The following is a 23,296-nucleotide window of genomic DNA, read 5'->3' on the forward strand; positions in this document are numbered from 1 at the left end:
TTCGTCCATTAATTTAAAATATCATAAAGACCGAGCAAGTCGGCCTTTATGATGTTAAGTCAAATTATTCTACAGTTTCAGGAACTACGATTTCACCAGAAGCGATTTTTTTAGAATATTCTTCAATTTTCGCTAAAACATCCTCAGGAATAGCTCCACGTGAATCAGCAAGCTGAACACCTTCTTCTGCTAAACCGTAAGTAACCGTTTTACCACCTGGGAATTTCCCTTCCATTGTTTCTTTTGCAATGTTTTGTACTGCTACATCAACACGTTTTTGCATAGAAGTAAGCGTTACATTAGTGTCGCCAACTGCTCCTTCTTCGTATTGGTCAGAGTCAACTCCAATAACCCATACGTTAGCATCTTTATCTTTTGTTTTACGTTCTTTAGCTTCTGCAAAAACACCATTACCAGTTCCACCAGCTGCGTGGAAAATAATGTCTACGCCTGAAGAGTACATACGATTTGCTGTTGTTTTACCAAGAGCTGCATCGTCAAATTTACCAGTATACTGAACATCTACTTCAATAGTGTCATCAACTGCTTTAACTCCTGCAAGGAAACCTGCTTCAAAGCGTTCAATAACAGGAATTTCCATTCCACCAACAAAACCAATTTGTTTTGATTCAGACATTAATGCTGCTGCTACTCCAGCAAGGTAAGAACCTTCTTGTTCTTTAAACATTACAGAAGCAACGTTTGGAGCATCAACTACTGCATCAATAATTGCTAATTGAGCATCTTTTTGCTGTTCAGCAATTGTAGTGATAGGCTTTTCCATCAAGAAACCAATACCATAAACTATGTCGAAGTCACGACGAACTAAGTTAGTAATATTGTTGATATAATCTGCATCTGATTGTGATTGTAAATAATCGTAACCGCCATCGCCTTTTTTAAGACCATGCTCTTTACCGAATGCTTCAATACCTTCCCAAGCTAATTGGTTGAATGATTTATCATCTACTCCACCGACGTCTGTAACCATTGCGATTGATATGTCTGCTGTTTCTTCAGTTCCAGTACCAGCATTAGAACCTTCGTCTTTTTTTGTTTCCTCATCTTTAGAACCACATGCTCCAAGAATAGTACCAGCAGCTAAAACAAGTGATAAGCCTAAACCAAATTTACGTTTCGTCAACTTGAAAACCCCCATTATTTTTCTTCTTCTTAGCAGGAACTACTTTTTTACACCCTTTTCCGAACTACATGAAAGCTAAATTTGTCTGCTCGAAAATAATTTTTCGAATATAAAACTACACGATCATTCTCATCATAATGCAATTGTTTTAAAATCAGCAATGAAGTCTCTGGATCACAATTTAAGGTTGGTGAAGCTACTTCATGATATCCCACTGGATCAATGAAGGTAACCGCATGCGAAATCCTTATATCACCTGATTCCTCCAATGCTGTAAAAATAGAGCCTTCTTTTCTTATAAGAAAATCTGCCGGTAAATAATATTGTGGAACTTTATCGATACAATATACCACTGGTTCACCATCTGCAGTTCGGACCCGCTCCATTGTAACAACGGTCGTATCCTCCTCACACTGGAATCGTTTTGCATCATCTTCAGATGCTTCTGATTCCATTGAACTAAGGTAAATAGTACCAGGATCCATCCCTGCGTTTCTAATCATCGTCGAAACACTTGAGAGTTGTTCAATCCCTGATGTAAAAACAGGCTTTGAGTTAACAAAGGTTCCTACACCATGTCTTCTTACGATAATATTTTCTTCTTCTAGCACTCGCAGAGCTTCTCGTAAAGTTGCTCTACTTACCCCAAGAAGCTTGGCCAATTCAAATTCAGAAGGTAATTTCTCCTTTTCTTTGAAAATCCCTTTTTCAATGTCTTGTTTAAGACGATCGATTACTTGTAGGTATAAATGCCTTTGATCCATTTTTATTGTCATTTAAAACACCACCATTATGAAGAGATCAGACCTCTGATGTAAAACTTTCCTACTAATCAGTACATACTATACCACTTTTAATCTTTTAAATAAATACTTTATTTACGAAATTCTTATTTGTTTTTACGTTGTTAATACATAAATGTAATCATTTTGTCATAATATATCTCTTAATGTGTGATACTAATTGATAAAAACCCTTGAAAACACTGAATTTTGTCAGTGTTTTAAATTGCTTCACATCGTAGTAAAAAAAAGGAATTATATATAAAAATTACATTCAAAATTTAGTAATAAATTTTATTTAGCCTTACTGTTTTAAATCTTTAAAAATCAAATTTTTCTTAGAAGCATTTTACATTTACCAACTTTTGGTAGTCACCTTCCAGGAATGCACGATAACCCCTCTGCTTTGCTTACGCATGTTTGTAATGTCTTGAAAAATAAATTATTTATTCTCTAGTAATTAAAAAAAGATAATCGAGTATAGAACTTCTCGATTATCTTTAGTATGTTTGCATATGTTAATTCTCATAAATGGTTAGCACATTTTTTACAATGGATCTTGGTCGTAATCTTGTTTTGATATTAACACTTGTCTTGGTTTACTTCCTTCGTATGGTCCTACGATTCCACCCATTTCAAGCTGATCAATAATACGTGCAGCCCTAGAATATCCAACACGGAAGCGTCTTTGGATCAATGAAACTGAAGCTGTTTGCATTTCCATGACTAGTTGGGCAGCGTCATCATACAGTTCATCTCGATCTAACTGCTCCTGCGATTCTTCCACTTCATCTGGAATCATTTCCTCTTGGTAGTTTGCCTTTTGCTGCTCAATTACAAAATCGACAATTCTCTCTACTTCGGCATCTGACAAATAGGCGCCTTGTACACGAACAGGCTTAGAGCTGCCAGCTGGTAGGAAGAGCATATCCCCTCTACCTAGAAGTTTTTCTGCTCCACCCATATCCAAAATAGTTCTCGAATCTATGGAAGAAGATACCGCAAATGCAATTCTTGAAGGTATATTAGCTTTAATGATTCCTGTAATAACATCCACACTTGGTCGTTGTGTCGCTATTATCAAATGGATTCCAGCTGCACGGGCCATTTGAGCGAGTCGTGTGATAGAATCCTCTACATCACTTGAAGCTACCATCATCAAATCAGCTAGCTCATCGACTATCACTACAATAAATGGAAGTTTAGGATGCTTCTCTTCATTTTCTTCATTCCATTTTTCTATATGGTCGTTGTAGCCTTGGATATTTCTCGTCCCTGTATGGGAAAATAAGTCATATCTTCTTTCCATTTCAGAAACAATTTTTTTCAATGCCTGGGATGCTTTTCTTGGATCCGTAACTACGGGTGCTAACAAATGGGGAATTCCATTATAGACGTTAAGCTCAACCATTTTTGGATCAATCATCATCATTTTAACTTCATGCGGTTTTGCTCGCATCATAATGCTTGTTATAATCCCGTTTATACAAACACTTTTCCCGCTACCTGTCGAACCGGCAACAAGTAAATGAGGCATTTTGTTTAATTCGGCTAATACTGCCTGTCCGGTAACATCACGACCAAAACCTATTAATAGTTTTTGGCTTGGCTTATTATTCTCTTTTGCCTCTAGTACTTCTCGTAAGCTTACGATTGCCACTTCTTTGTTTGGTACTTCTATCCCTATAGCAGACTTCCCTGGGATTGGAGCTTCAATTCGGATATCTCTAGCCGCTAAAGCAAGTGCTAAATCATCGTGAAGACTTACGATTCTACTAACCTTCACTCCTACGTCAGGAAGTACCTCATACTTAGTAACTGCAGGCCCTAAATGGACTTGCATGACTTTTGCCTTTACCCCAAAGCTTAAGAAGGTTTGCTCGAGCTTTTTAGCATTAGCTTGAATTGCATTTAACTCTCCACTTTGATCATTGTGCTCTGGAGAATCTAATAGATTAATACTCGGTAACTGATAATCTTCGTTTTCCAGTTCATCCGCATCCATATTAATCTCAATAGGTTCTGTTGGTTCTGTCGATTCATTTGTCTCATCTTTTCTTGTGATTCTCTCTGTAAAAGCAGAGATAATCGGAGAAGATGGGATTTCTGGTTCTTCTTGTGGCGGATGATTGGAGTCAAGTATGGTAACAGCTTGCTCCGACTCTTCTTGTACTGCATCTTTACGAGATCTGCGCGAAACCTTCTTCTGCTCCGTTGAAGGCTTTTTCTTTTCAGCTTTTGGTCGGTTCTTAAAGCTTTCAGCCATCTTAGGAGATACTTCTACCAAATAAGGTACAAGTGCTTTTCCTGTCAAAAGAACGATACCAATTAATAAGAGTAGCCAGCTAATAACTTTTGCACCAGCAGAGTCAAACAACACATGGAATGAGGCAAACAGAATAGCCCCAATCATACCTCCACCTAGAGAACTACTTCTATTCGTAATACCTCCACTTTCTACTAAGACCCTGTAGCTTTCCCTTAGAACAGAGTTCGTCATCAGTGCCTTGCCCTCAAACAGTTGCTCAAAAAGTGCTAAATGACTAAATATTAGTAAGCTGCTTAAAATAAAGGCTCCACTTAATAACAAGCGATGATTCCACGGTGGAAAGGATTGTTTGATCATTATAATAAGAGCATAAATAACGAACATAAATGGTATCGCGATATGCCAATTTCCAAATAAAAAATACCCAATATAAGCGAGTACTTCTCCAACTAAGCCATATTCAAAGAATGAAATAACTGCGATTCCCAATATGAGAAGCCCTATTATTTCAAACATTAAAGGATGAAGGGATTTCTTCTTACTTTTATTTTTGTTAACTTTTTTCTTTGTTTTCTTCTTTGCCAAGAATATCACCTGCTTTGCATTAAGTATTCTCTATTAGGATGTCCCTAACAGGTAAAATATAACAGCTTAAAAAGATAAAAAAGATTTCCTTCCACTGGGGAAAGGAAATCCTGATTTTTAGATATCAATATTCCATGATAATTGGAATAATCATCGGACGTCTCTTCGTTTGTTGGAATAAATATGAATTTAGCGTATCACGGATTTCTTGTTTAATGTTTGTCCATTCAAACGTTTCTTTATTCACATATTTTTCAACAATTGTTCTTACTAGTTTAGCTGACTCGTCCATCAACTCTTCTGATTCTCTTACATATACAAACCCTCTAGAAAGAATCTCAGGCCCTGATGCTATTTTCTTTTGTGCACGGTTAAGTGTAATTACTACAATGAATATTCCATCTTGAGATAATAGCTTACGATCTCTTAAAACAATATTCCCTACGTCTCCTACACCAATGCCATCGATCAGGACGTTACCTGCTTGTACTCTTCCACTCATTCTTATCTTCCCATTTTTATATTCCACGATGTCGCCTTTATCAGCAATAAAGATTTCTGACTTAGACATCCCGATATCTTGGGCTAACTTAGAGTGAGCAATAAGCATACGATATTCCCCTTGAATTGGGATAAAGTATTTAGGCTTTGTTAAATTTAACATCATTTTTAAATCTTCTTGACTTCCATGCCCAGATACATGGACATTTTTACTGGAAGTCAACACTTTGGCACCAGCCTTGGCAATCAGGTTCATCGTATTAAATACGCCAACCTCCATACCTGGTGATGGTGTAAATGTTATTAACACGGTATCTGTATCTTTAATCTTAATATCTTTATGATGCTTACGTACCATTTTCTCTAAAGCTTCTAAAGGTTCTCCTTGATTACCAGATACAATGATTACTATTTGTTCATCGTTATACTTAGAGATTTCCTTTATAGGTATGATTGTGTCCTCTGCCACCGTAAAGTAACCTAGGTCTAATCCTATAGCAAAGATATTTTCCAAGCTTTTACCTGCAATAGCTACTTTTTTTCCTGTTTCCGTTGCTTTGTCTAGCACTTGTTGAATTCTTATAAAGTTGGATGCATATAAAGATACTAGAATACGACCTTTAGCAGCGTGGAATGTTTCAGATAATTGGTTTTCGATTACTGCCTCTGATGTTGTGTGTCCGGGTCTTTCTGCTTCTGTTGAATCAGACATTAATATAAATACGCCTTCTTCACCCAGGCCAGCCATTTTAGCAATATCAGGACGGTACTTCCCTCTAGCAGACTGATCAAATTTAAATTCACCAGTATGCACAATTGCACCTTCAGATGTATGGAATACGATACCTAAAGAGTCTGGAATACTGTGTGTGGTATGAAAGAAAGTTACGTGTGTGTTTTGGAAGTTCATACGACTTTTGTTTGTAACTTCAAAGTACTTTATTTGTTGTTTAACTGGCATAGCCTTTACATGCGTTTTTGCTAAAGCAATCGTCAGCTTAGATCCATATACAGGCGCCTGAATCTTTTGCAGTAAGTAAGCAATAGAACCAATTGCGTCTTCATGTCCATGCGTCAAAAATATTCCTTTAACACGATCCTTGTTTTCTTCTAAATACGTAATATCTGGAATAACTATATCGATTCCTAACATTTCGTTTTCTGGGAACATAAGTCCACTATCTACTATAAATATTTCATCGTCTATTTCTACTACGTACATTGCTTTTCCTATTTCACCAACTCCGCCGAGCGGTATAATACGTATAAGTTCATTTTTAGCTTTTACCAATTCTTTTCCTCCTAATTGTTAACCCGACCAACATCCACTATTTTTTATTATATCGGACGTCACCGTTTCACACAAATAAAAAAAGCTGAAGTTAGAACTCCAGCTTCTCATATCATTATTTCGTTTCCAAAAATTTATCCCAAACACGATCATAATCTAGCTTTTCTTCCTTGTTCATCTCAACTAAAGGAAGTCTCAAGGAGCCAACCTCTACGCCAATTTTAGAAAGTGCATATTTTACAACTACAGGATTCGGATGTTGAAATAATGCCTTTATGACTGGCAAGATTTGTTGATGGATTTTAGCAGCTTTAGCATGTTCCCCTTGGTGAAACTGCTGTATCATTTCCTGCATTTCGTTACCAATAACATGAGAAGCGACTGAAATAATTCCTTTCCCCCCAATTGAAAGTAAAGGTAAGGTTAAGCCGTCGTCCCCGCTGTACACAAGGAAATCCTCATTTGTTCCAGCTAAGATTTTGGTCATCTGATCCAGGCTGCCACTAGCTTCTTTTACAATTTGAATGGATGGTATCTTACTAAGAGAAATAATCGACTCTGGCTCCAAATTGACTACTGATCGCCCAGGGATATTATAAACAACAATAGGAAGCGTAGTAGCTGAAGCAATAGCCTCAAAATGGGCAATCATTCCTCGTTGATTAGGCTTATTGTAATAAGGAGTCACTATCATCAAAGCATCTACTCCGAGCGATTCCGCCTTTTGCGAAAGCTCAATAGATGCAGCTGTATTATTGCTACCAGTACCAGCAATGATTGGTACTCTTTTATTAACCTTTTCCACTACAAATTGTATAAGTTCTAATTTCTCATTTGTTGATAATGTCGGAGATTCTCCAGTCGTACCACTAACTACAAGAGAATCAGTTCCATTCGAAAGCAAGTGCTCAATAAGTATTTCAGTATTATGATAGTCAATAGAACCGTCTGAACTAAACGGTGTAACCATTGCTGTAGAAACATTTCCTATATTCATTCAACCACACCTCTTATTTAATTCTCTATATTTAATAGAAAAGCGCAGGCGCCTATGTCTGCCCCGACAGGCAAATGGGGAAATGCGAGGAGGCAGTTCCTCAGCCACCGCAGTATTTTCCCATTTGATCCCGAGGGGCAAGGCGCCGGAGCTAGACAATAAGAAAAGCGCAGGCGCCTATGTTTGCCCCGACAGGCAAATGGGGAAATGCGAGGAGGCAGTTCCTCAGCCACCGCAAACGTTTTAGTTTGCGACGAGCAGCTTATATCCATTTGACCTGTGGAGCAAGGCTGCTAGCGCTTTTCCAAATGAATAGAGAAAAAACTCTCTCTAAAAATCTAAATATATTTAATGGAGTATATTTTATCATTATTAAAGGCAAGCGGTGCCACAAGTAGGGATAAGAGAAAGCTTAACACCACAACCACTTGGAAGTGATGGGTGGTTCCTTATCGATCCCCCCACAAACAAGCGACCTCTTAGATAAGCTAAAAACTATTCTTGCTTACAATATTTTCTCTTCGATTAATGCTTCAGCAATTTGAATGGAGTTTAGAGCAGCACCTTTTAATAGGTTGTCAGAAACAATCCACATATGGAAACCATATTCATTAGAAGGATCTTTTCTAATACGTCCAACGAAAACTGCATCTTCATCTTCTGAGAAATAAGGCATCGGGTATTGTTGCTCATTCGGATTATCTTGAAGAACAATTCCCTCTGCTTCAGATAACAATTGTTTAATATCAGAAACGGATACGTTCTCTTTATCTACCTCTATATACACCGATTCAGAGTGTCCTGTTACAACAGGCACCCTTACACAGGTAGCGGCAATCGAAAGTTCCGGAAGAGACATAATTTTTTTTGTTTCATTCATCATTTTGTGCTCTTCAAATGTAAAACCATCTTCATTAAAGACATCAATTTGAGGAATTACGTTACCTGCAATTGGATAATGCTTCTCCGCACTTTTTACAGGTAAAACTTCAGGATTTGGTTGTCTTTCTATTATTCTCTCACTTTGAGCTGTCAATTCTTGAATAGCTGCAGCCCCAGCTCCTGATACTGCTTGATAAGTCGAAACGATGACCTTTGATAGCCCATAATGCTTACGAATTGGTTCTAATGCAACAACCATCTGAATAGTAGAACAATTAGGATTAGCAATAATCCCTTGTTGCTCATTTAAAGCATATTTATTCACTTCTGGTACTACTAGCGGAACATCCGGATCCATTCGAAATGCGCTCGTATTATCTATTACTATAGCGCCTCTCTTACTAGCTTCCTTAGCCAATGCTTTTGAAATAGAGCCCCCCGCAGAAAAAAATGCTATATCAACACCTTCGAAAGCTTCTGGTGTAGCTTCTTCTATTGTATAAATTTTCCCGTCAATATCAATCTGTTTTCCTGCAGACTTTTTGGAAGCTAATAGCTTCAAGGTAGAAAAAGGAAAGCTTCTCTTAACTAGTTGCTCTATAATTTTTTGACCTACAGCACCTGTAGCTCCTACAATAGCTGTTGTATAATTTTTTGACATGCAAAGCTCTCCTCTCAAAAATCAAAACATATTGGCGATATTGTATCATAAATTAAATAATAATACACTATTTTTAATATTTATAATTGATAGGCAATGAGTAAAGGCTGAATTTGCTTTGCATTTATTGCGTGTTCAACAGTAGGTACAATTTTTGTGAAATCTGCAATTAAAGAATTAGGTTTTTTATATGGATTGTCTTGACCAAAGGGGATAAAATAAATATTTTTTGTAGTGAGCAGCTTCATAATATTCGTTCCATTTAAGCCTAATGCATCGTTTGTGGATATACCTAGCACCACAGGCTTACCATTACGCAAGGTGGCCTTTGCAGCCATTAATACAGGTGAGTCTGTTTGTGCATTAGCTAATTTACTTATGGAGTTACCCGTCATTGGTGCAATAACCATACAGTCTAGTGGATTAGTTGGACCAAAAGGCTCTGCCTCTACTATCTTGGAAACTACCTTATTGCCACTAGCTGCCTCTATTTTTTCTACCCACTCTTCTCCAGTACCGAAACGAGTAGCAGCTGTTAAAACTGAAAAAGTGATGATTGGCACAACTGTCGCACCAACATCCGTAAATTGCTTAATCATTGGTATCACTTCCTCATACGTACAATGAGAAGCGGTGATTCCTAGACCAATACGTAGACCTTCTAACACTATTTTTCCTCCTCTAAAAAGCAAGATGCTTCAAAACAGACCTGGCAAGTAATTGTCCTGCATCTTGCGGAAAGTACATACCTGGCAAGCTGGTGGAGAGACTGTAATTCAGAGGGATGTTATTTTCGTTATCCAAGAGACAGCCTGGATTGGAGGCGAGGTCAAAAACTCGATTGAAAGAGGCTGCATTTTCATTCTTTAACCATTTGGTAGGGATTGTATTAACCAGATAGGTGTCCTCACCTTGCTGGTCCAAAACATTATCTAGGGTTACTATTTGATAGCCAGAGCTTTTAGCTTCGTAAAGTTGAAGCTCCGATCTAACAGAGATAATAACCTCGGCTCCCAAATGATGCAAAGCAAGTGCTAATCTTTTACCTACCCTTCCGTATCCGGTAATGATGAATTTTTTGTTATAAATTGCTTGTTTTTCATATAAGTAAAAATAATTGATAAAGCCCTCAGCAGTGAGGTTGGCATTTTCCCAAATCCATTCTTCGTCCTCTAAATAATAAAAGGGCTGAATAGTATCTTTTCTAGATTCCCTATCAATGCTTTCGTTTGTTTTACCTATAAAAAGGGTTTGACAACTGGGAGGCAATTCCAAGGAGCAATCTGTTTGGATTGGTTGAATCGGTAAAAAAATAACCTCTGGTTCATATGCAAAAATAGTTTCTCTGAGTTCTGTATCCCATGTCATCGTTGGATACAATTGAGTATCTAAATAGTCAGACACAGATTGTTGCAAAAAATTTAAGCGTGGGTCTGTTCCGATAATAGCAATTTTTTTCTTCATGGGTATACACTTGTTTCTATCGAAGAGTCAGTTTCATTGAACAAAATTCGATCTTTACCAATAAGAATTATTTCTTCCCAGGATATAAACTCTTTTCTCCTAGGAGCTTTATTGGATTGAAAAAAAGATGAAGATTTTTGATATAATTCAAACCCAAGTATTTTACCCGTTTGTGGATTAAATAATAATTCAGTGTCTGCCAGCCTTCCATATCTCGATCCATCTTTCACTTGAATAAGCTCTTTTTCTGCAAGTTCCGAAAGTAACAATCTGTCCCCTCCTCATTTAATCTCTACTTATGTATATGCCATCTTTAAAACAAAGTGAATTAAAAACCCATTAAAATAATGGGCTACTAGCGTAACTACAGGGGAGGATATAAAAATTCTTAAATCAGAGAGTAGAATTGATTTTTCGCACCATCCGGACGCTTTCCTCGGGGTGAGCGATAAGCCATCACCCATCCCATAGGAGTCGCCGTATGGCGCTCCAATCAATAAATGGAACAGCTTTAGCATCGATCGTTAAATAACCTGAATAACTGTCACCAACCCCAATTTCATAACTATTTATGTTCTTAATAGCCATTTGAAAGTTCCTGTGTTTATGTTTACAGTCACTTATAAAAAATTGTTAATCTAAACAACCAATAACTTTAACAAAGCTTTTAAAAAAATAAAAAAGACGTCGATTAACACTCGACGTCTTTAGGCATAATTACAGAAATAGCAGGCTTATGAGAGAATATTTCTTTTGTAAGGTCCATTACGGACTCCAAAGTAACTTCATCAATTGAATCGCTTACTTCATCTAATGAGCGATGCTTGCCATATAATAATTCATTTTTACCGTTTCTGTTCATCCTAGAGTTTGAGCTTTCCAGTCCTAACAAAAGGTTTCCTTTAAGCTGTTCTTTAGCGTTTGAAACTTCTGTCTCCGTAAAGCCGTGCTCCAAGACAGTTTGAATCGTTTCATTAATAGAGCTCTTTAATTCTTCTAATTGATTGCAAGAGGTTCCGCCATAAATGGCAACAACTCCCGTATCTTCATATGACGAATGATATGAGTAAATAGAATAGGCTAGCCCTTTTTCTTCTCGAATTTCTTGGAAAAGTCTTGAGGACATGCTTCCACCAAGTATATTATTCAACACTACAAGACTGTATATATTGTCCGCCTTCACACTAAGCCCAGGATAAGCTAAACATAAGTGGGCTTGCTCTGTATCCTTATGGCTTTCCGTATACACAGGTTTAATAACAGGTGTGCTAAATTGTGCCACCTCTAAGATTGGTTGCTTAAAATCACCAAACAATGACTCTATATAGCCTAATAGATCCTCAGAAATGTTTCCTGCTACTGAAATTACAATATTTCTCGGTGTGTAGTGTTTTTCCATATAAGATATGATGGATTCCCTTGTAAATGTATTTAATGTATCTTCGGTTCCTAATATAGGAGCACCTAAAGGATCATTTGGGAACATAGCCTGCCATAGATACTCATGTACGATATCATCAGGGGTATCTTCTACCATTTTGATTTCCTCTAATACTACTTGTCGTTCTTTATCTAATTCGATTGGATCGAATGTGGAGTTAAAAAACATATCTGAAAGTATTTCAACAGCATATTTTGCATGGTGATCGAGAACCTTTGCATAGTAGCAAGTATTTTCTTTTGAAGTAAAGGCGTTAATATTTCCACCAATTCGATCGAACTCTTCAGCGATTTGTCTTGCTGTTCTAGTATTAGTGCCTTTAAATAACATATGCTCAATAAAATGAGTTAACCCATTTTCCTCTGGCAATTCATATCTTGATCCAGCCTGAACCCATATGCCTACTGCAACAGATCGCACATGTGGAATATGCTCATGCACTATACGCAACCCATTCTTACACGTTTTCTTCTTTATCAATATAGCACCTCTATCTAATCTATTCATTTATTTTTTATTTGTAGCGCAAGCAGCCTTGCCCCTCGGGGTCAAATGGTTAAAAGCTCCGGTGGCTGAGAACTGCCTCCTCGCTTTTTTCCATTTGCCTGTCGGGGCAGAGACAGGCGGTTGCGCTTTTCTTAATGGCTAGCTCCACCGCCTTGCCCTCGGGGTCAAATGGGAAAATACTGCGGTGGCTGTAGAGCTGCCTCCTCGCATTTTCCATTTGCCTGTCGGGGCAGTAATAGGCGCCTGCGCTTTTCTATTATGTCTAGCTCCACCGCCTTGCCCCTCGGGGTCAAATGGTTAAAAGCTGTGGTGGCTGTGGAGCTGCCTCCTCGCTTTTCTCCATTTGCCTGTCGGGGCAGTGATAGGCGGTTGCGCTTTTCTTTGGTTATTTAAAAAAGTTGCCGTAGATTGGATCTACGGACAACCTTTTGTTTACGTATATTTTAATTATTAGTTATCTTGTTGTTCTGCGCGTTCTTTTTCTTCTTTAATTACTACTTTACGAGATAAGTTAACGCGGCCTTGGTTGTCAATTTCAATAACTTTTACTAAAAGCTCGTCGCCAAGTTTCAGAACGTCTTCTACGTTTTTCGTACGTTCTTCTTGAATTTCAGAGATATGAAGCAAGCCATCTTTACCGTTGAAGATTTCAACAAATGCACCGAATTTTTCAATACGTTTCACTTTTCCTAAGTAGTATTCTCCTACTTTAGCTACACGCACGATGTCTTCAATAATTTGTTTTGCACGAGCAATCATTTCTTCATCTGCTGAAGCGATATAAATTGTACCATCTTGCTCTGTATCAATTTTTACGCCAGTTTCATCAATGATTTTGTTGATTTGTTTACCACCCGGTCCGATAACATCGCGGATTTTGTCTGGATTAATCTTAATAACTGTAATTTTTGGTGCATATTTAGATAAGCTTTGGCGTGGCTCACCAATAGTAGCAAGCATACTTTCTAAAATTTGCATACGTCCAATTTTAGCTTGCTCAAGAGCTTCCTCTAAAATCGTTTTAGATAATCCGTCTATTTTGATATCCATTTGAAGTGCTGTAATCCCTTTAGAAGTACCTGCTACTTTAAAGTCCATATCCCCAAGGTGATCTTCCATTCCTTGAATATCAGTTAGGATTGTGTAATGCTCTCCTTTTTTAACAAGTCCCATTGCTATACCAGCAACTGGAGCTTTAAGTGGAACACCTGCATCCATCATAGCAAGGGTAGAAGCACAAATACTCGCTTGTGAAGTAGAACCATTTGATTCTAACACCTCAGCAACTAAGCGAAGTGTATACGGGAAATCATTTTCGTCTGGAATAACTGCTTCTAATGCACGTTCACCTAAGGCACCATGACCAATTTCACGACGACCAGGAGCACGGATTGGACCAGTTTCACCCACACTGAATTGTGGGAAATTATAATGGTGCATAAAGCGTTTAGATTCCTCTAAGCCAATACCATCAATAATTTGCACATCACCAAGCGGTCCTAATGTACAAATACTCAAAGCTTGAGTTTGTCCACGTGTGAATAGACCAGAACCATGCGTACGAGGTAAAACGCCTACTTCAGAAGATAATGGACGAATTTCAGCTACACCACGACCATCCGGACGTACTTTTTCTTCTGTGATCAAGCGACGCACTTCTTCTTTAACCATAGCATCCAGAATTTCACGCACTTGTTTCAACGTTTCATCTGTTGCTTCTTTTTCTTTATATTGCTCTAACACTTCATTTTTCACTTCAGATATTGCATCTTCACGAGCATGCTTTTCTTGTACTTGGATAGCTTGTACTAGCTTAGCTTCGCATAGTTCTTTAATTTCACCAAAAAGTTCTTTGTCTAGTTCAAATAAAGGAATGTCTTTTTTCTCTTTGCCGATTTCTGCAACAATTTTTTCTTGGAATTCAATCAATTTTACGATTTCACTATGACCAAACATAATTGCTTCTAAAACGACTTCCTCAGAAACCTCTTTAGCTCCTGCTTCTACCATGTTAATCGCATCTTTTGTTCCAGCTACAGTTAAATCTAAAATACTCTTTTCCATTTGGTCTACCGTTGGGTTAATGATGAACTCATCCCCTATTAGGCCTACCTGAACACCTGCAATCGGTCCATCAAACGGAATGTCGGATACACTTAGTGCTAAAGAAGAACCTAGCATTGCAGCCATCTCAGAAGAACAGTTTTGGTCTACTGACATAACAATAGAGATTACCTGAACTTCATTACGGAAGCCATCCGGGAATAATGGGCGAATTGGACGGTCGATTAAACGGCTTGTTAAAATCGCTCTTTCAGAAGGACGACCTTCACGCTTAATAAACCCACCAGGAATTTTACCAACGGCATATAATTTCTCTTCATAGTTCACTGTTAATGGAAAGAAATCTAAATTCTTTGGTTGTTTAGATGCAGTCGCTACGGATAATACGCTAGTATCACCATATCTTACTAGAACTGCCCCATTCGCTTGTTTTGCAAGTTGTCCAATTTCTACTTGCAATGGACGGCCTGCCCATTCGTGTGTAAATACTTTCTTTTCACTCATTAATCTGGACTCCTCTCAACTTCAAAAAACTTCTTTTTAATTAGCTATAATAAATTTTTCGACAATCCTAAGAAAGATTCCTTCTCATTAGAAGTGCACACTTTCACAAATCATCTACTATTTCTATACAACTTGAAATATAACGCAGTCTAATGTTTAGCGCGCTATAGTGGTTATATGTATCATAAGTAGTGTATCAAAAATATCGGAACTATGCGAAATATTTTACTAAAAAAACAGAAATTACTTGCTAATACTAATATATAATATTTTCCCTAATATATTAAAATTTATACCAATAGAAAAAGCGGGATAAATCCCGCTTTCCTAGGTGTATCTTATCGACGTAAACCAAGTTTTGCGATTAGTTCACGGTAACGTTGTACTTCGTTTTCACGTAAGTATTTTAATAAGTTACGACGACGTCCAACCATTTTGAATAGACCACGACGTGAGTGATGATCTTTCTTATGTGTACGTAAATGTTCGTTTAAAGAGTTAATCTCTTCTGTAAGGATTGCGATTTGAATATCTGCAGATCCTGTATCGCTTTCGTGAGTTCTGTACTCAGCGATTAGTTCATTTTTGCGTTCTTGTGTAATTGCCATGTAGGTTTCCTCCTAATATTCTTAATATCCCCTGTTCCTGAGCAATCGTTGGAGAATCGAAAAAGCCAAGGAAAGGTTAAGTACATTTTGTACTTATAAAGAATAGCATAATCTGTTAAGTGAAGCAACTTTTATAGACGCTTCTTCTCCAAACATAGTAGCAGTTTGTCTGAAACATTTGGTTCAAAAATTATAATTTGAAGTAATCAATAGCAACTTGCTTATCCTTGCCGATTTGTTCTTTAAGCTCTACAATTCCACTGAATTTTTGCTCCGCACGTATGCGCTTGTACCAATGGACTGCCACTTCTTCACCATAAATAGATTGGTCAAAGTTAATGATATGTACTTCAATAGACAATTTTTTTTCATCCGGATTATTGAATGTAGGCTTATATCCTACATTACACACTCCCTCATACCATTGTTCCTGCACGCGTATCTTCACTGCGTAAACACCTATAGCCGGTATAAACTGACCTTCTTTTGGTTGTATATTAGCAGTAGGAAAATCAATCGTTCTTCCGCGCTTATCACCATGTACCACGACGCCTGTAAGCATAAATGGGCGACCTAAAAGTTCTTTTGCGTCTTCCACGTTACCTTCTTTAAGTGCTCCACGTATTCTGGTAGAACTAATTTTATCGCCTTCCATTTCTTGTTTACCTACTACAGAAACAGAGTACTCTCCAGCAGAAAGATCCGCCATATCCTTCATTGTCCCTTTACCAAAAGCACCAAAAGAAAAATCAAAGCCAGCAGTAACATGCTTTACATTAGCTCGTTTAATGAAAGATTCTATAAATTCAACTGGAGTTAGCTTTGCAAAGTCAGATGTAAATCTCACTACAAACAGTGTATCTACGTTCATTTGTTCCAAAATATCGATTTTCTGCTCCAAGGGAGTTATATAAAATACCTGTTCCTTCCTTCCACCTAAAACAAGAGAAGGATGTGGATCAAATGTCATTACAGCTGTTTTTAAATTCATTTCATTCCCTTTGACCAAGGCTTCTTGAATGACAGCTCGATGACCTAAATGAACACCATCAAAAAAGCCGATTGCTAGGGAAAATCCTTCATTGTTCTTTATGTTATATAAATGGTTTGGATAAGATAAATGATAAACGTTCATATTATACTCCTTTTTCTGATGAAAACATTTTTTCTGGTTTCATCATACCATTTTTTGTTGGATGTTTAATATAAACTGCAACTGGTTGCCCTTCCTCTGTAAAAACAACTTTGTCATTGGTATCGAGGAGAGGATGTAACTCTAAGACGGCTCCATTCGCAATCCATTTCTTTAACGACTCATCCATTTCTTCAGATGGCCATTTCGCGAGTGCATGCTTAATAGGTAATATATTGTTATCCAATACATCCTCTTCCAAAGCTTCTTGTACCTCTTGAAGGGTTAAACAATGTGACTTAGTAAAATTCCCTGATGCTGTACGAACAAGTGAAGACATATGTGCAGGATAACCTAAAAGTTCACCTATTTGTACTGCAAGTGTACGTATATATGTACCTTTACTGCAACCAATTTCTATTTGAAAGGAAATTTCTTGACCTGAAAAAAGATCATCTTCATCTAAAAGATTTAAATAATGTATAGTCACCTGTCTACTAGGTCGCTCTACCTCTTTACCTTCGCGGGCATATTCATATAACTTTTTACCATTCACTTTAACCGCAGAATACATTGGAGGAGTTTGAGTAATCTGTCCAGTCAGCTGTTGAAGGACACTTTTTATTTGATCAATAGAGAATTGTTTTTCACTTGAATCTACCTTTACTACGTCACCATCTGCATCCTCAGTAGTTGTAGATGATCCTATCGTTACAGTAGCTACATAGGTTTTTCCTTCATTCATTATATACTCGGATACTTTAGTAGCTTGACCAAGACAAATTGGCAATACACCTTCTACACTTGGATCTAATGTTCCTGTATGGCCAATCCGTTTCATCTTCAATATTTTGCGTAATTTAAAAACGCAGTCATGTGAGGTCATTCCTTTTTCTTTCCATAAAGGCAATATTCCTTCATACATCATGCTCACCCCATTTTTCAAAAATACACGAAAGAAGTCTGCTCAATTTAAGCAGACTTCTTTGTATTATGTGTTATTCCTCATTTGAAGAAGATTGGTTAATCTGTCTTAATAGATTATCGATACGATTTCCATATGCTGCAGATTCATCAAACTCAAATAATAATTCTGGCGTTACACGTAATCTAATACGCTGTCCTATTTCCGAACGTATGAAGCCTTTAGCTTTTTCTAAAGCTCTTAAGGTATCGTTACGGTCTCCATCTAGTACGGTAATATAAATAGTCGCTTGTTGCAGGTCTCCTGTAACTGCTACATCTGTAACTGTTACAAATCCTATACGAGGATCCTTTAATTTACGTCCTATGATTTCACCTAACTCTTTTTTCATTTGTTCGGCAACTCGGTTCGCACGCATTGACATAATTGCTACACCTCATTTTCATCATAAATATTCTTTGTTGATTTCAATACATTCCCATTCAGGGTTAGATTCTAAAAACCTAATGGCCATCACTAGCTCGCGTTCGACCGCACGCTTGTCAGAAGCAATGGCAACTATTCCAACTTTGGTACGTTGCCACACATCCTGGTGATCTAACTCTGAAACAGAAACATTAAATTTTTGTTTGGTTCTAGTGAGCATACGTTGTAAAACTGCTCTTTTTTCTTTCAATGAATGTGCAGTAGGAATAAGAAATTCACACTCTGCATAGACAATCATTAGCGTTTAATTTCTTCCATAATGTAAGCTTCGATAATATCGTTTTCTTTTACATCATTAAAGTTTTTAATCGTTATCCCACACTCGTAGCCTTTTGCAACTTCTTTTGCATCGTCTTTAAAGCGTTTTAACGTATCTAATTCACCTTCAAAAATAACGATACCATCACGAATTACTCGCACTCCGCTATCACGTGTAATTTTACCTTCTGTTACATAGGATCCTGCGATAGTTCCTACTTTAGAAACTTTAAAGGTTTCACGAATCTCTGCTTGACCAATGATTTTCTCTTGGAATTCTGGATCCAATAGGCCTGTCATTGCAGCTTCGATTTCTTCAATTACTTTGTAGATAATACGGTGAAGACGAATATCAACACCCTCTTGTTCTGCTGCACGTTTAGCATTTGTATCTGGACGAACGTTAAATCCAATTACAATTGCATTGGAAGCAGCTGCAAGACTAATGTCTGATTCAGTAATTGCTCCTGCACCCGTGTGGATAATACGTACATTTACACCCTCAACTTCGATTTTCATAAGTGAAGCTGCCATCGCTTCCACAGTACCTTGAACGTCTGCTTTAACAATTAGGTTAAGTTCTTTCATTTCACCTTGTTTCATTTGATCAAACAAGTTATCTAATGTTACTCGTGATTTTTCAGAGCGTTGGCTCACTTGAGCATGAGAAGCACGCGTTTCCCCTACTTGACGAGCAGTTTTTTCATCTTCAAATACAACGAAACGGTCTCCTGCTTGTGGTACTTCGTTTAATCCTGTAATTTCCACAGGAGTAGAAGGACCTGCCTCTTTCACACGACGACCTAAATCATTGACCATTGCACGAACACGCCCAAAAGCATGCCCTACTACAATTGGATCTCCAACTTTTAATGTACCATCTTGAACTAATAACGTTGCAACAGAACCTCTACCTTTGTCTAATTGAGCTTCAATTACTGTTCCTAAAGCAAGACGTTTTGGGTTAGCTTTAAGCTCAGCAACCTCAGAAACAAGTAGAACCATTTCAAGTAGGTTGTCGATACCATCACCTTTTAAAGCAGAAATTGGTACGAAGATTGTGTCTCCACCCCATGCTTCTGGTACTAAACCGTGCTCTGTAAGCTCTTGCATTACGCGATCAGGATTAGCAGATGGTTTATCCATTTTGTTAACTGCTACGATAATTGGAACTTCAGCTGCTTTTGCATGGTTAATAGCTTCTACTGTTTGAGGCATTACACCATCATCAGCTGCTACTACTAAAATGGTCAAATCAGTTATTTTCGCTCCACGTGCGCGCATCGTTGTAAATGCAGCATGTCCTGGAGTATCTAAGAAAGTAATCTTTTTGCCATTGTCTACCACTTGGTATGCACCGATATGCTGAGTGATACCGCCGGCTTCTCCAGCAGTTACTTTTGTGTGTCTAATTGAATCTAGAAGAGTTGTTTTACCATGGTCAACGTGTCCCATGATTGTAACTACTGGTGGGCGTTCACCCATGTTAGCAGCATCTTCTTCAACAGGAGCTTCGAAATGAACTTCTAAATCGGTAATATCGATTTTAATTTCTTCTTCCACTTCTACACCGTAGTCTGCACAAATAAGTTCAATAGCATCCTTATCAAGTTCCTGGTTAATTGTTGCCATTACACCAAGTAAGAACAATTTTTTAATGATTTCTGCAGGCTCACGACCTAATTTTTTCGCTAGCTCTGTAACTGTAAGAGATTCCGTAAAGGTAATTCTTTCTGGAAGTTCTCTTTCTTTTCTAGGAACTGGTGGTTGAACAGGTGTAGTTGGTCCTTTTCTACGCTTGTTGAATCGGCCACCTGGTCTGTTTTGTCCACCTGGTCTGTTTTGGTTTTGGCCACCTGGACGATTTTGTCCACCTGGCTTGTTATTATTAGTAAAGGTTTTCTTTGGTTGATTGTTTGAACCTTGAGTATTAGAACCTTGAGTATTTGACTGACTTCCTGGTCTTTGCTGAGATTGACCAGCATTTGATGGACGTGATTGCCCTTGTGATGATGGTCTAGATTGATTTTGGTTATTTGGTCTTTGTTGACCTTGGGAAGCTGGTCTAGATTGGTTCTGATTACTTGGTCTTTGCTGTCCTTGTTGACCTTGTGAAGACGGTCTAGACTGGTTTTGGTTATTTGGTCTTTGCTGTCCTTGTGAAGCTGGTCTAGACTGGTTCTGATTACTTGGTCTTTGTCCTTGGTTAGCAGGTTTAGACTGTTGTGAATTAGAGTTGTTTCCAGCTCCACCTTTTTTATAAATGCCGTCTAATTTACTAACAGCATCTCCTTCAAGCGTAGACATATGATTCGTTACTGTTATATTCAACTTTCCTAGTTGCTCTATAACTTCTTTACTCGATTTATTAATTTGTTTCGCGTATTCATGAACTCTGATTTTAGTCATTAGCTCACCCCCGGTTATATTCGTTGAGAAGGCCGGACAGTTTTTTAGCGAAACCGTCATCCATAATGGCTATTGCCACTCTGGCCTCTTTTCCCGTCGCATGTCCGAGATCGTGCCGGTCTCCAAAGACATGCAGCTCAACGTTAAAAGATGCACATTTATCATTCAATTTTTTAGCAGTATTATGTGAAGCATCGTTAGCTAATATAACTAGCTTTGCTTTCTTACTTCTAATTTCTTTTACGACTAACTCTTCACCAGAAATCGTTTTTCTAGCTCTAGTGGCGAGTCCTAATAGTTGCGTAATTTGTTGTTCTATATTCATTTCAATTTTTCTCTTTCAATCATGACGATTAACTCGTCATATATTTCATTTGGAATGCTCGCTTCTAAATGATTACCTAAAGAATTCTTTTTCTTCGCTTGGTTAACAGCTTCTACGGTTTTAGAGACGTACGCACCACGACCAGATTTTTTTCCTGTCGGGTCCACGCTAACCTCGCCTTCCTTAGAACGAACTACTCGAATCATTTCTTTTTTAGGAAACATTTCTCCAGTAGCAACACATTTTCGTAATGGGATTTTTTTTTGAGTGGCCATACTAAATCAGCCTCCTATTCTTACTCTTCGTCTTTGTAAAAATCAAAATCATCCATATCATTTTCTAATTCTTCTACAATTAGCTGCGGAGAATTCTCGTTAGGATAAATTCCTAGCTCTCTAGCATCAGTTTCACTTTTAATATCAATTTTCCAGCCAGTTAGCTTAGCTGCAAGTCTTGCATTTTGGCCTCTTTTACCAATAGCTAGGGATAATTGATAATCTGGTACTACTACAGTAGTGGATTTTTCTTCTTCATTTACTTGAACATCTAAAACTTTCGAAGGACTAAGTGCATTTGCAACGAAAACAATAGGATCTTCTGACCATTCAACAATGTCAATTTTTTCTCCACTTAGTTCGTTTACAATCGTTTGAACACGAGCACCTTTCGCACCTACACATGAGCCAACCGGATCAATTTCTTCGTTATGTGCAAACACAGATATTTTTGAACGATCTCCAGCTTCACGAGCGATAGATTTAATCTCTACAATACCTTCGAAAATTTCAGGTACTTCCATTTCAAATAAGCGACGAAGTAATCCTGGATGTGTTCTTGAAACAAACACCTGTGGTCCACGAGTTGTTCGTTCAACCTTTGTAATATACACTTTGATACGATCATGGGGACGATATGTTTCAGTTGGAATTTGTTCGTTTACTGGTAAAACAGCTTCCACTTTCCCTAATCCTACATATATATTACGCGCATCTAGTCGTTCAACGATACCATTTACTATATCATCTTCACGATCAACATACTCTTCGTATATTAATCCTCGTTCAGCCTCACGGACTCTTTGCGTTACAACTTGTTTCGCTGTTTGTGCAGCAATGCGACCGAAATTACGTGGAGTAACCTCTTCTTCCACTACATCTCCAATTGCATAATGTGGATTAATAGCTTGTGCATCCTCTAAAGAGATCTCTAAACGACCATCTCCTACTTCTTCCACTACATCTTTTCTTGAATAAACGATCATCGAACCATTTGCTAAATTAATGTCGACGCGAACATTCTGAGCTTGATTGAAATTTCTTTTATAAGCCGTAACTAAAGCAGCCTCGATTGCCTCGATTAATACATCTCTTGAAATCCCTTTTTGTTTCTCTAGCGCTGTTAACGCATCTAATAACTCACTACTCACAGCCACCACTCCTCAATATACATTATGCAGAGAAATCGATTGCTAAACGAGCTAGCGCAATTTTCTCTTTTTCAATTTGAATTTTTACTCTTCTTGTTTTGATGCGAATTTCTATTAAAGCGCCTTCTTCTGCAGTATAAGAAAGTAATGTTCCTTCAAACTCTTTTGCACCATTAATCTGCTCATAAGTTTTAATAAAAACATATTTCCCTACAGCTGCAATAAAATCAGCTTCTTTTTTCAATGGACGCTCTGCCCCTGGAGAGGAAACTTCTAAAAAGTAATTTTCCTTAATAGGATCTTCTTCATCCAGCTTTTCGCTTAGTTTGTTGCTTACTTGTGCACATTGCTCAATATCGATTCCACCAGTTGGTGTATCGACATACACACGTAAAAACCAATCGCGACCTTCTTTTACATATTCAATATCAACGAGCTCTAAGTTCATTTCTTGTAAAATCGGTAAAACAAGCTCTTCCATTTTACTAGTTATATTACTCATAAAGGCCTCCTTACAAAACCGTGATTTTCTATATAACAACAGAAAAGAGCGGGAAATCCCACTCTTTCGTCACAGAACTATGAAACATTGGTAGATTTATCTTACCATACCATAGGTTTGTTTGCAAATTAGT

24 protein-coding genes are annotated in these 23,296 nt (G+C 37.7%); 1 reads left to right on the forward strand and 23 read right to left on the reverse strand.

All coding sequences use genetic code 11. The features are described from left to right. Positions 1 to 64: 64 nt before the first annotated feature. The 5 genes from M3627_RS02485 to dapA all read right to left on the reverse strand — a co-directional run bounded on the left by M3627_RS02485 (position 65) and on the right by dapA (position 7,569). Positions 65 to 1,144 carry a BMP family lipoprotein gene (locus M3627_RS02485; protein WP_251552876.1) on the reverse strand — a complete coding sequence of 360 codons (1,080 nt, stop codon included), beginning with the start codon at positions 1,142 to 1,144 and terminating at the stop codon, positions 65 to 67. 47 nt (positions 1,145 to 1,191) lie between these two features. Continuing rightward, positions 1,192 to 1,920, reverse strand: coding sequence for a GntR family transcriptional regulator (locus tag M3627_RS02490; RefSeq protein ID WP_251552877.1), 729 nt, complete (start codon positions 1,918 to 1,920; stop codon positions 1,192 to 1,194). Positions 1,921 to 2,473: 553 nt separating this feature from the next. After that, positions 2,474 to 4,780 (reverse strand): DNA translocase FtsK, encoded by a 2,307-nt coding sequence (locus tag M3627_RS02495; protein ID WP_251552878.1) that lies wholly within the window; start codon positions 4,778 to 4,780, stop codon positions 2,474 to 2,476. A 124-nt stretch (positions 4,781 to 4,904) separates the two neighbouring features. After that, positions 4,905 to 6,572: a ribonuclease J gene (locus M3627_RS02500; protein WP_251552879.1), complete on the reverse strand. Its 1,668-nt coding sequence runs from the start codon at positions 6,570 to 6,572 to the stop codon at positions 4,905 to 4,907. 115 nt (positions 6,573 to 6,687) lie between these two features. Next, positions 6,688 to 7,569: a 4-hydroxy-tetrahydrodipicolinate synthase gene (gene dapA / locus M3627_RS02505; protein ID WP_251552880.1), complete on the reverse strand. Its 882-nt coding sequence runs from the start codon at positions 7,567 to 7,569 to the stop codon at positions 6,688 to 6,690. Between the two features lie 82 nt (positions 7,570 to 7,651). Between dapA and M3627_RS02510 the strand changes: the two genes are divergently transcribed. Next, entirely contained in the window at positions 7,652 to 7,816 is a 165-nt protein-coding gene (locus tag M3627_RS02510) for a hypothetical protein (protein WP_251552881.1), read from the forward strand. Positions 7,817 to 8,074: 258 nt separating this feature from the next. On the opposite strand, the gene M3627_RS02515 is transcribed toward M3627_RS02510, so the two are convergent. From M3627_RS02515 to rimP, 18 genes are all read right to left on the reverse strand, one after another. Continuing rightward, entirely contained in the window at positions 8,075 to 9,112 is a 1,038-nt protein-coding gene (locus M3627_RS02515; protein WP_251552882.1) for an aspartate-semialdehyde dehydrogenase, read from the reverse strand. An 80-nt stretch (positions 9,113 to 9,192) separates the two neighbouring features. After that, positions 9,193 to 9,780 carry a dipicolinate synthase subunit B gene (locus M3627_RS02520; RefSeq protein WP_169358640.1) on the reverse strand — a complete coding sequence of 196 codons (588 nt, stop codon included), beginning with the start codon at positions 9,778 to 9,780 and terminating at the stop codon, positions 9,193 to 9,195. Positions 9,781 to 9,793: 13 nt separating this feature from the next. Continuing rightward, entirely contained in the window at positions 9,794 to 10,576 is a 783-nt protein-coding gene (locus M3627_RS02525; RefSeq protein WP_251552883.1) for an NAD(P)-dependent oxidoreductase, read from the reverse strand. Then, the gene (locus M3627_RS02530; protein WP_169358638.1) at positions 10,573 to 10,845 is read right to left on the reverse strand and encodes a YlmC/YmxH family sporulation protein; all 273 of its coding nucleotides are present in this window, start codon (positions 10,843 to 10,845) and stop codon (positions 10,573 to 10,575) included. The genes M3627_RS02525 and M3627_RS02530 overlap by 4 nt, the downstream gene beginning before the upstream one ends. 187 nt (positions 10,846 to 11,032) lie before the next feature. Next, positions 11,033 to 11,164 carry a hypothetical protein gene (locus M3627_RS20745; protein ID WP_285841620.1) on the reverse strand — a complete coding sequence of 44 codons (132 nt, stop codon included), beginning with the start codon at positions 11,162 to 11,164 and terminating at the stop codon, positions 11,033 to 11,035. 103 nt (positions 11,165 to 11,267) lie between these two features. Beyond that, positions 11,268 to 12,524, reverse strand: coding sequence for a M16 family metallopeptidase (locus M3627_RS02535; protein WP_483315273.1), 1,257 nt, complete (start codon positions 12,522 to 12,524; stop codon positions 11,268 to 11,270). 49 nt (positions 12,525 to 12,573) lie between these two features. Beyond that, positions 12,574 to 12,741 carry a hypothetical protein gene (locus M3627_RS02540; protein WP_251552884.1) on the reverse strand — a complete coding sequence of 56 codons (168 nt, stop codon included), beginning with the start codon at positions 12,739 to 12,741 and terminating at the stop codon, positions 12,574 to 12,576. A 233-nt stretch (positions 12,742 to 12,974) separates the two neighbouring features. Continuing rightward, positions 12,975 to 15,092 carry a polyribonucleotide nucleotidyltransferase gene (pnp, locus tag M3627_RS02545; protein WP_169358636.1) on the reverse strand — a complete coding sequence of 706 codons (2,118 nt, stop codon included), beginning with the start codon at positions 15,090 to 15,092 and terminating at the stop codon, positions 12,975 to 12,977. Positions 15,093 to 15,430: 338 nt separating this feature from the next. After that, complete coding sequence (gene rpsO / locus M3627_RS02550) at positions 15,431 to 15,700, reverse strand: 30S ribosomal protein S15 (RefSeq protein WP_169358635.1); 270 nt, start codon at positions 15,698 to 15,700, stop codon at positions 15,431 to 15,433. A 190-nt stretch (positions 15,701 to 15,890) separates the two neighbouring features. Further along, positions 15,891 to 16,835, reverse strand: a complete 945-nt coding sequence (gene ribF / locus M3627_RS02555) for a riboflavin biosynthesis protein RibF (protein WP_251552885.1) — start codon at positions 16,833 to 16,835, stop codon at positions 15,891 to 15,893. 1 nt (position 16,836) lies between these two features. Next, positions 16,837 to 17,757 carry a tRNA pseudouridine(55) synthase TruB gene (truB, locus tag M3627_RS02560; protein WP_251552886.1) on the reverse strand — a complete coding sequence of 307 codons (921 nt, stop codon included), beginning with the start codon at positions 17,755 to 17,757 and terminating at the stop codon, positions 16,837 to 16,839. Between the two features lie 73 nt (positions 17,758 to 17,830). Then, positions 17,831 to 18,181, reverse strand: a complete 351-nt coding sequence (gene rbfA / locus M3627_RS02565) for a 30S ribosome-binding factor RbfA (RefSeq protein WP_251552887.1) — start codon at positions 18,179 to 18,181, stop codon at positions 17,831 to 17,833. A 21-nt stretch (positions 18,182 to 18,202) separates the two neighbouring features. After that, positions 18,203 to 18,481, reverse strand: a complete 279-nt coding sequence (locus M3627_RS02570) for a DUF503 domain-containing protein (protein WP_251552888.1) — start codon at positions 18,479 to 18,481, stop codon at positions 18,203 to 18,205. Continuing rightward, complete coding sequence (gene infB / locus M3627_RS02575) at positions 18,481 to 20,910, reverse strand: translation initiation factor IF-2 (protein WP_169358631.1); 2,430 nt, start codon at positions 20,908 to 20,910, stop codon at positions 18,481 to 18,483. The genes M3627_RS02570 and infB overlap by 1 nt, the downstream gene beginning before the upstream one ends. Positions 20,911 to 20,914: 4 nt before the next feature. After that, positions 20,915 to 21,235, reverse strand: a complete 321-nt coding sequence (locus M3627_RS02580) for a YlxQ family RNA-binding protein (protein ID WP_169358630.1) — start codon at positions 21,233 to 21,235, stop codon at positions 20,915 to 20,917. Then, complete coding sequence (gene rnpM / locus M3627_RS02585; RefSeq protein WP_251552889.1) at positions 21,232 to 21,510, reverse strand: RNase P modulator RnpM; 279 nt, start codon at positions 21,508 to 21,510, stop codon at positions 21,232 to 21,234. Before rnpM ends, M3627_RS02580 begins: the two co-directional genes overlap by 4 nt. A gap of 20 nt (positions 21,511 to 21,530) precedes the next feature. Continuing rightward, a complete protein-coding gene (nusA, locus tag M3627_RS02590) occupies positions 21,531 to 22,661 on the reverse strand; it encodes a transcription termination factor NusA (protein ID WP_169358628.1) in 1,131 nt (376 codons plus the stop codon). Positions 22,662 to 22,683: 22 nt separating this feature from the next. Further along, the gene (gene rimP, locus M3627_RS02595) at positions 22,684 to 23,163 is read right to left on the reverse strand and encodes a ribosome maturation factor RimP (RefSeq protein ID WP_169358627.1); all 480 of its coding nucleotides are present in this window, start codon (positions 23,161 to 23,163) and stop codon (positions 22,684 to 22,686) included. Positions 23,164 to 23,296: the final 133 nt, after the last annotated feature.

The sequence above is a fragment of the Psychrobacillus sp. MER TA 171 genome, from assembly GCF_023713305.1.
Lineage (GTDB): Bacteria > Bacillota > Bacilli > Bacillales_A > Planococcaceae > Psychrobacillus.

Excerpts from the sequence above, each read along its gene's own strand:
- M3627_RS02490 (WP_251552877.1), bottom strand. The coding sequence starts at position 1,920 with ATGACAATAAAAATGGATCAAAGGCATTTATACCTACAAGTAATCGAT.
- dapA (WP_251552880.1), bottom strand. The coding sequence starts at position 7,569 with ATGAATATAGGAAATGTTTCTACAGCAATGGTTACACCGTTTAGTTCA.
- M3627_RS02510 (WP_251552881.1), top strand. The coding sequence starts at position 7,652 with ATGCGAGGAGGCAGTTCCTCAGCCACCGCAGTATTTTCCCATTTGATC.
- M3627_RS02515 (WP_251552882.1), bottom strand. The coding sequence starts at position 9,112 with ATGTCAAAAAATTATACAACAGCTATTGTAGGAGCTACAGGTGCTGTA.
- M3627_RS02525 (WP_251552883.1), bottom strand. The coding sequence starts at position 10,576 with ATGAAGAAAAAAATTGCTATTATCGGAACAGACCCACGCTTAAATTTT.
- M3627_RS20745 (WP_285841620.1), bottom strand. The coding sequence starts at position 11,164 with ATGGCTATTAAGAACATAAATAGTTATGAAATTGGGGTTGGTGACAGT.
- M3627_RS02535 (WP_483315273.1), bottom strand. The coding sequence starts at position 12,524 with ATGAATAGATTAGATAGAGGTGCTATATTGATAAAGAAGAAAACGTGT.
- M3627_RS02540 (WP_251552884.1), bottom strand. The coding sequence starts at position 12,741 with ATGGAAAATGCGAGGAGGCAGCTCTACAGCCACCGCAGTATTTTCCCA.
- pnp (WP_169358636.1), bottom strand. The coding sequence starts at position 15,092 with ATGAGTGAAAAGAAAGTATTTACACACGAATGGGCAGGCCGTCCATTG.
- rpsO (WP_169358635.1), bottom strand. The coding sequence starts at position 15,700 with ATGGCAATTACACAAGAACGCAAAAATGAACTAATCGCTGAGTACAGA.
- ribF (WP_251552885.1), bottom strand. The coding sequence starts at position 16,835 with ATGAACGTTTATCATTTATCTTATCCAAACCATTTATATAACATAAAG.
- truB (WP_251552886.1), bottom strand. The coding sequence starts at position 17,757 with ATGTATGAAGGAATATTGCCTTTATGGAAAGAAAAAGGAATGACCTCA.
- rbfA (WP_251552887.1), bottom strand. The coding sequence starts at position 18,181 with ATGTCAATGCGTGCGAACCGAGTTGCCGAACAAATGAAAAAAGAGTTA.
- M3627_RS02570 (WP_251552888.1), bottom strand. The coding sequence starts at position 18,481 with ATGATTGTCTATGCAGAGTGTGAATTTCTTATTCCTACTGCACATTCA.
- infB (WP_169358631.1), bottom strand. The coding sequence starts at position 20,910 with ATGACTAAAATCAGAGTTCATGAATACGCGAAACAAATTAATAAATCG.
- M3627_RS02580 (WP_169358630.1), bottom strand. The coding sequence starts at position 21,235 with ATGAATATAGAACAACAAATTACGCAACTATTAGGACTCGCCACTAGA.
- rnpM (WP_251552889.1), bottom strand. The coding sequence starts at position 21,510 with ATGGCCACTCAAAAAAAAATCCCATTACGAAAATGTGTTGCTACTGGA.
- rimP (WP_169358627.1), bottom strand. The coding sequence starts at position 23,163 with ATGAGTAATATAACTAGTAAAATGGAAGAGCTTGTTTTACCGATTTTA.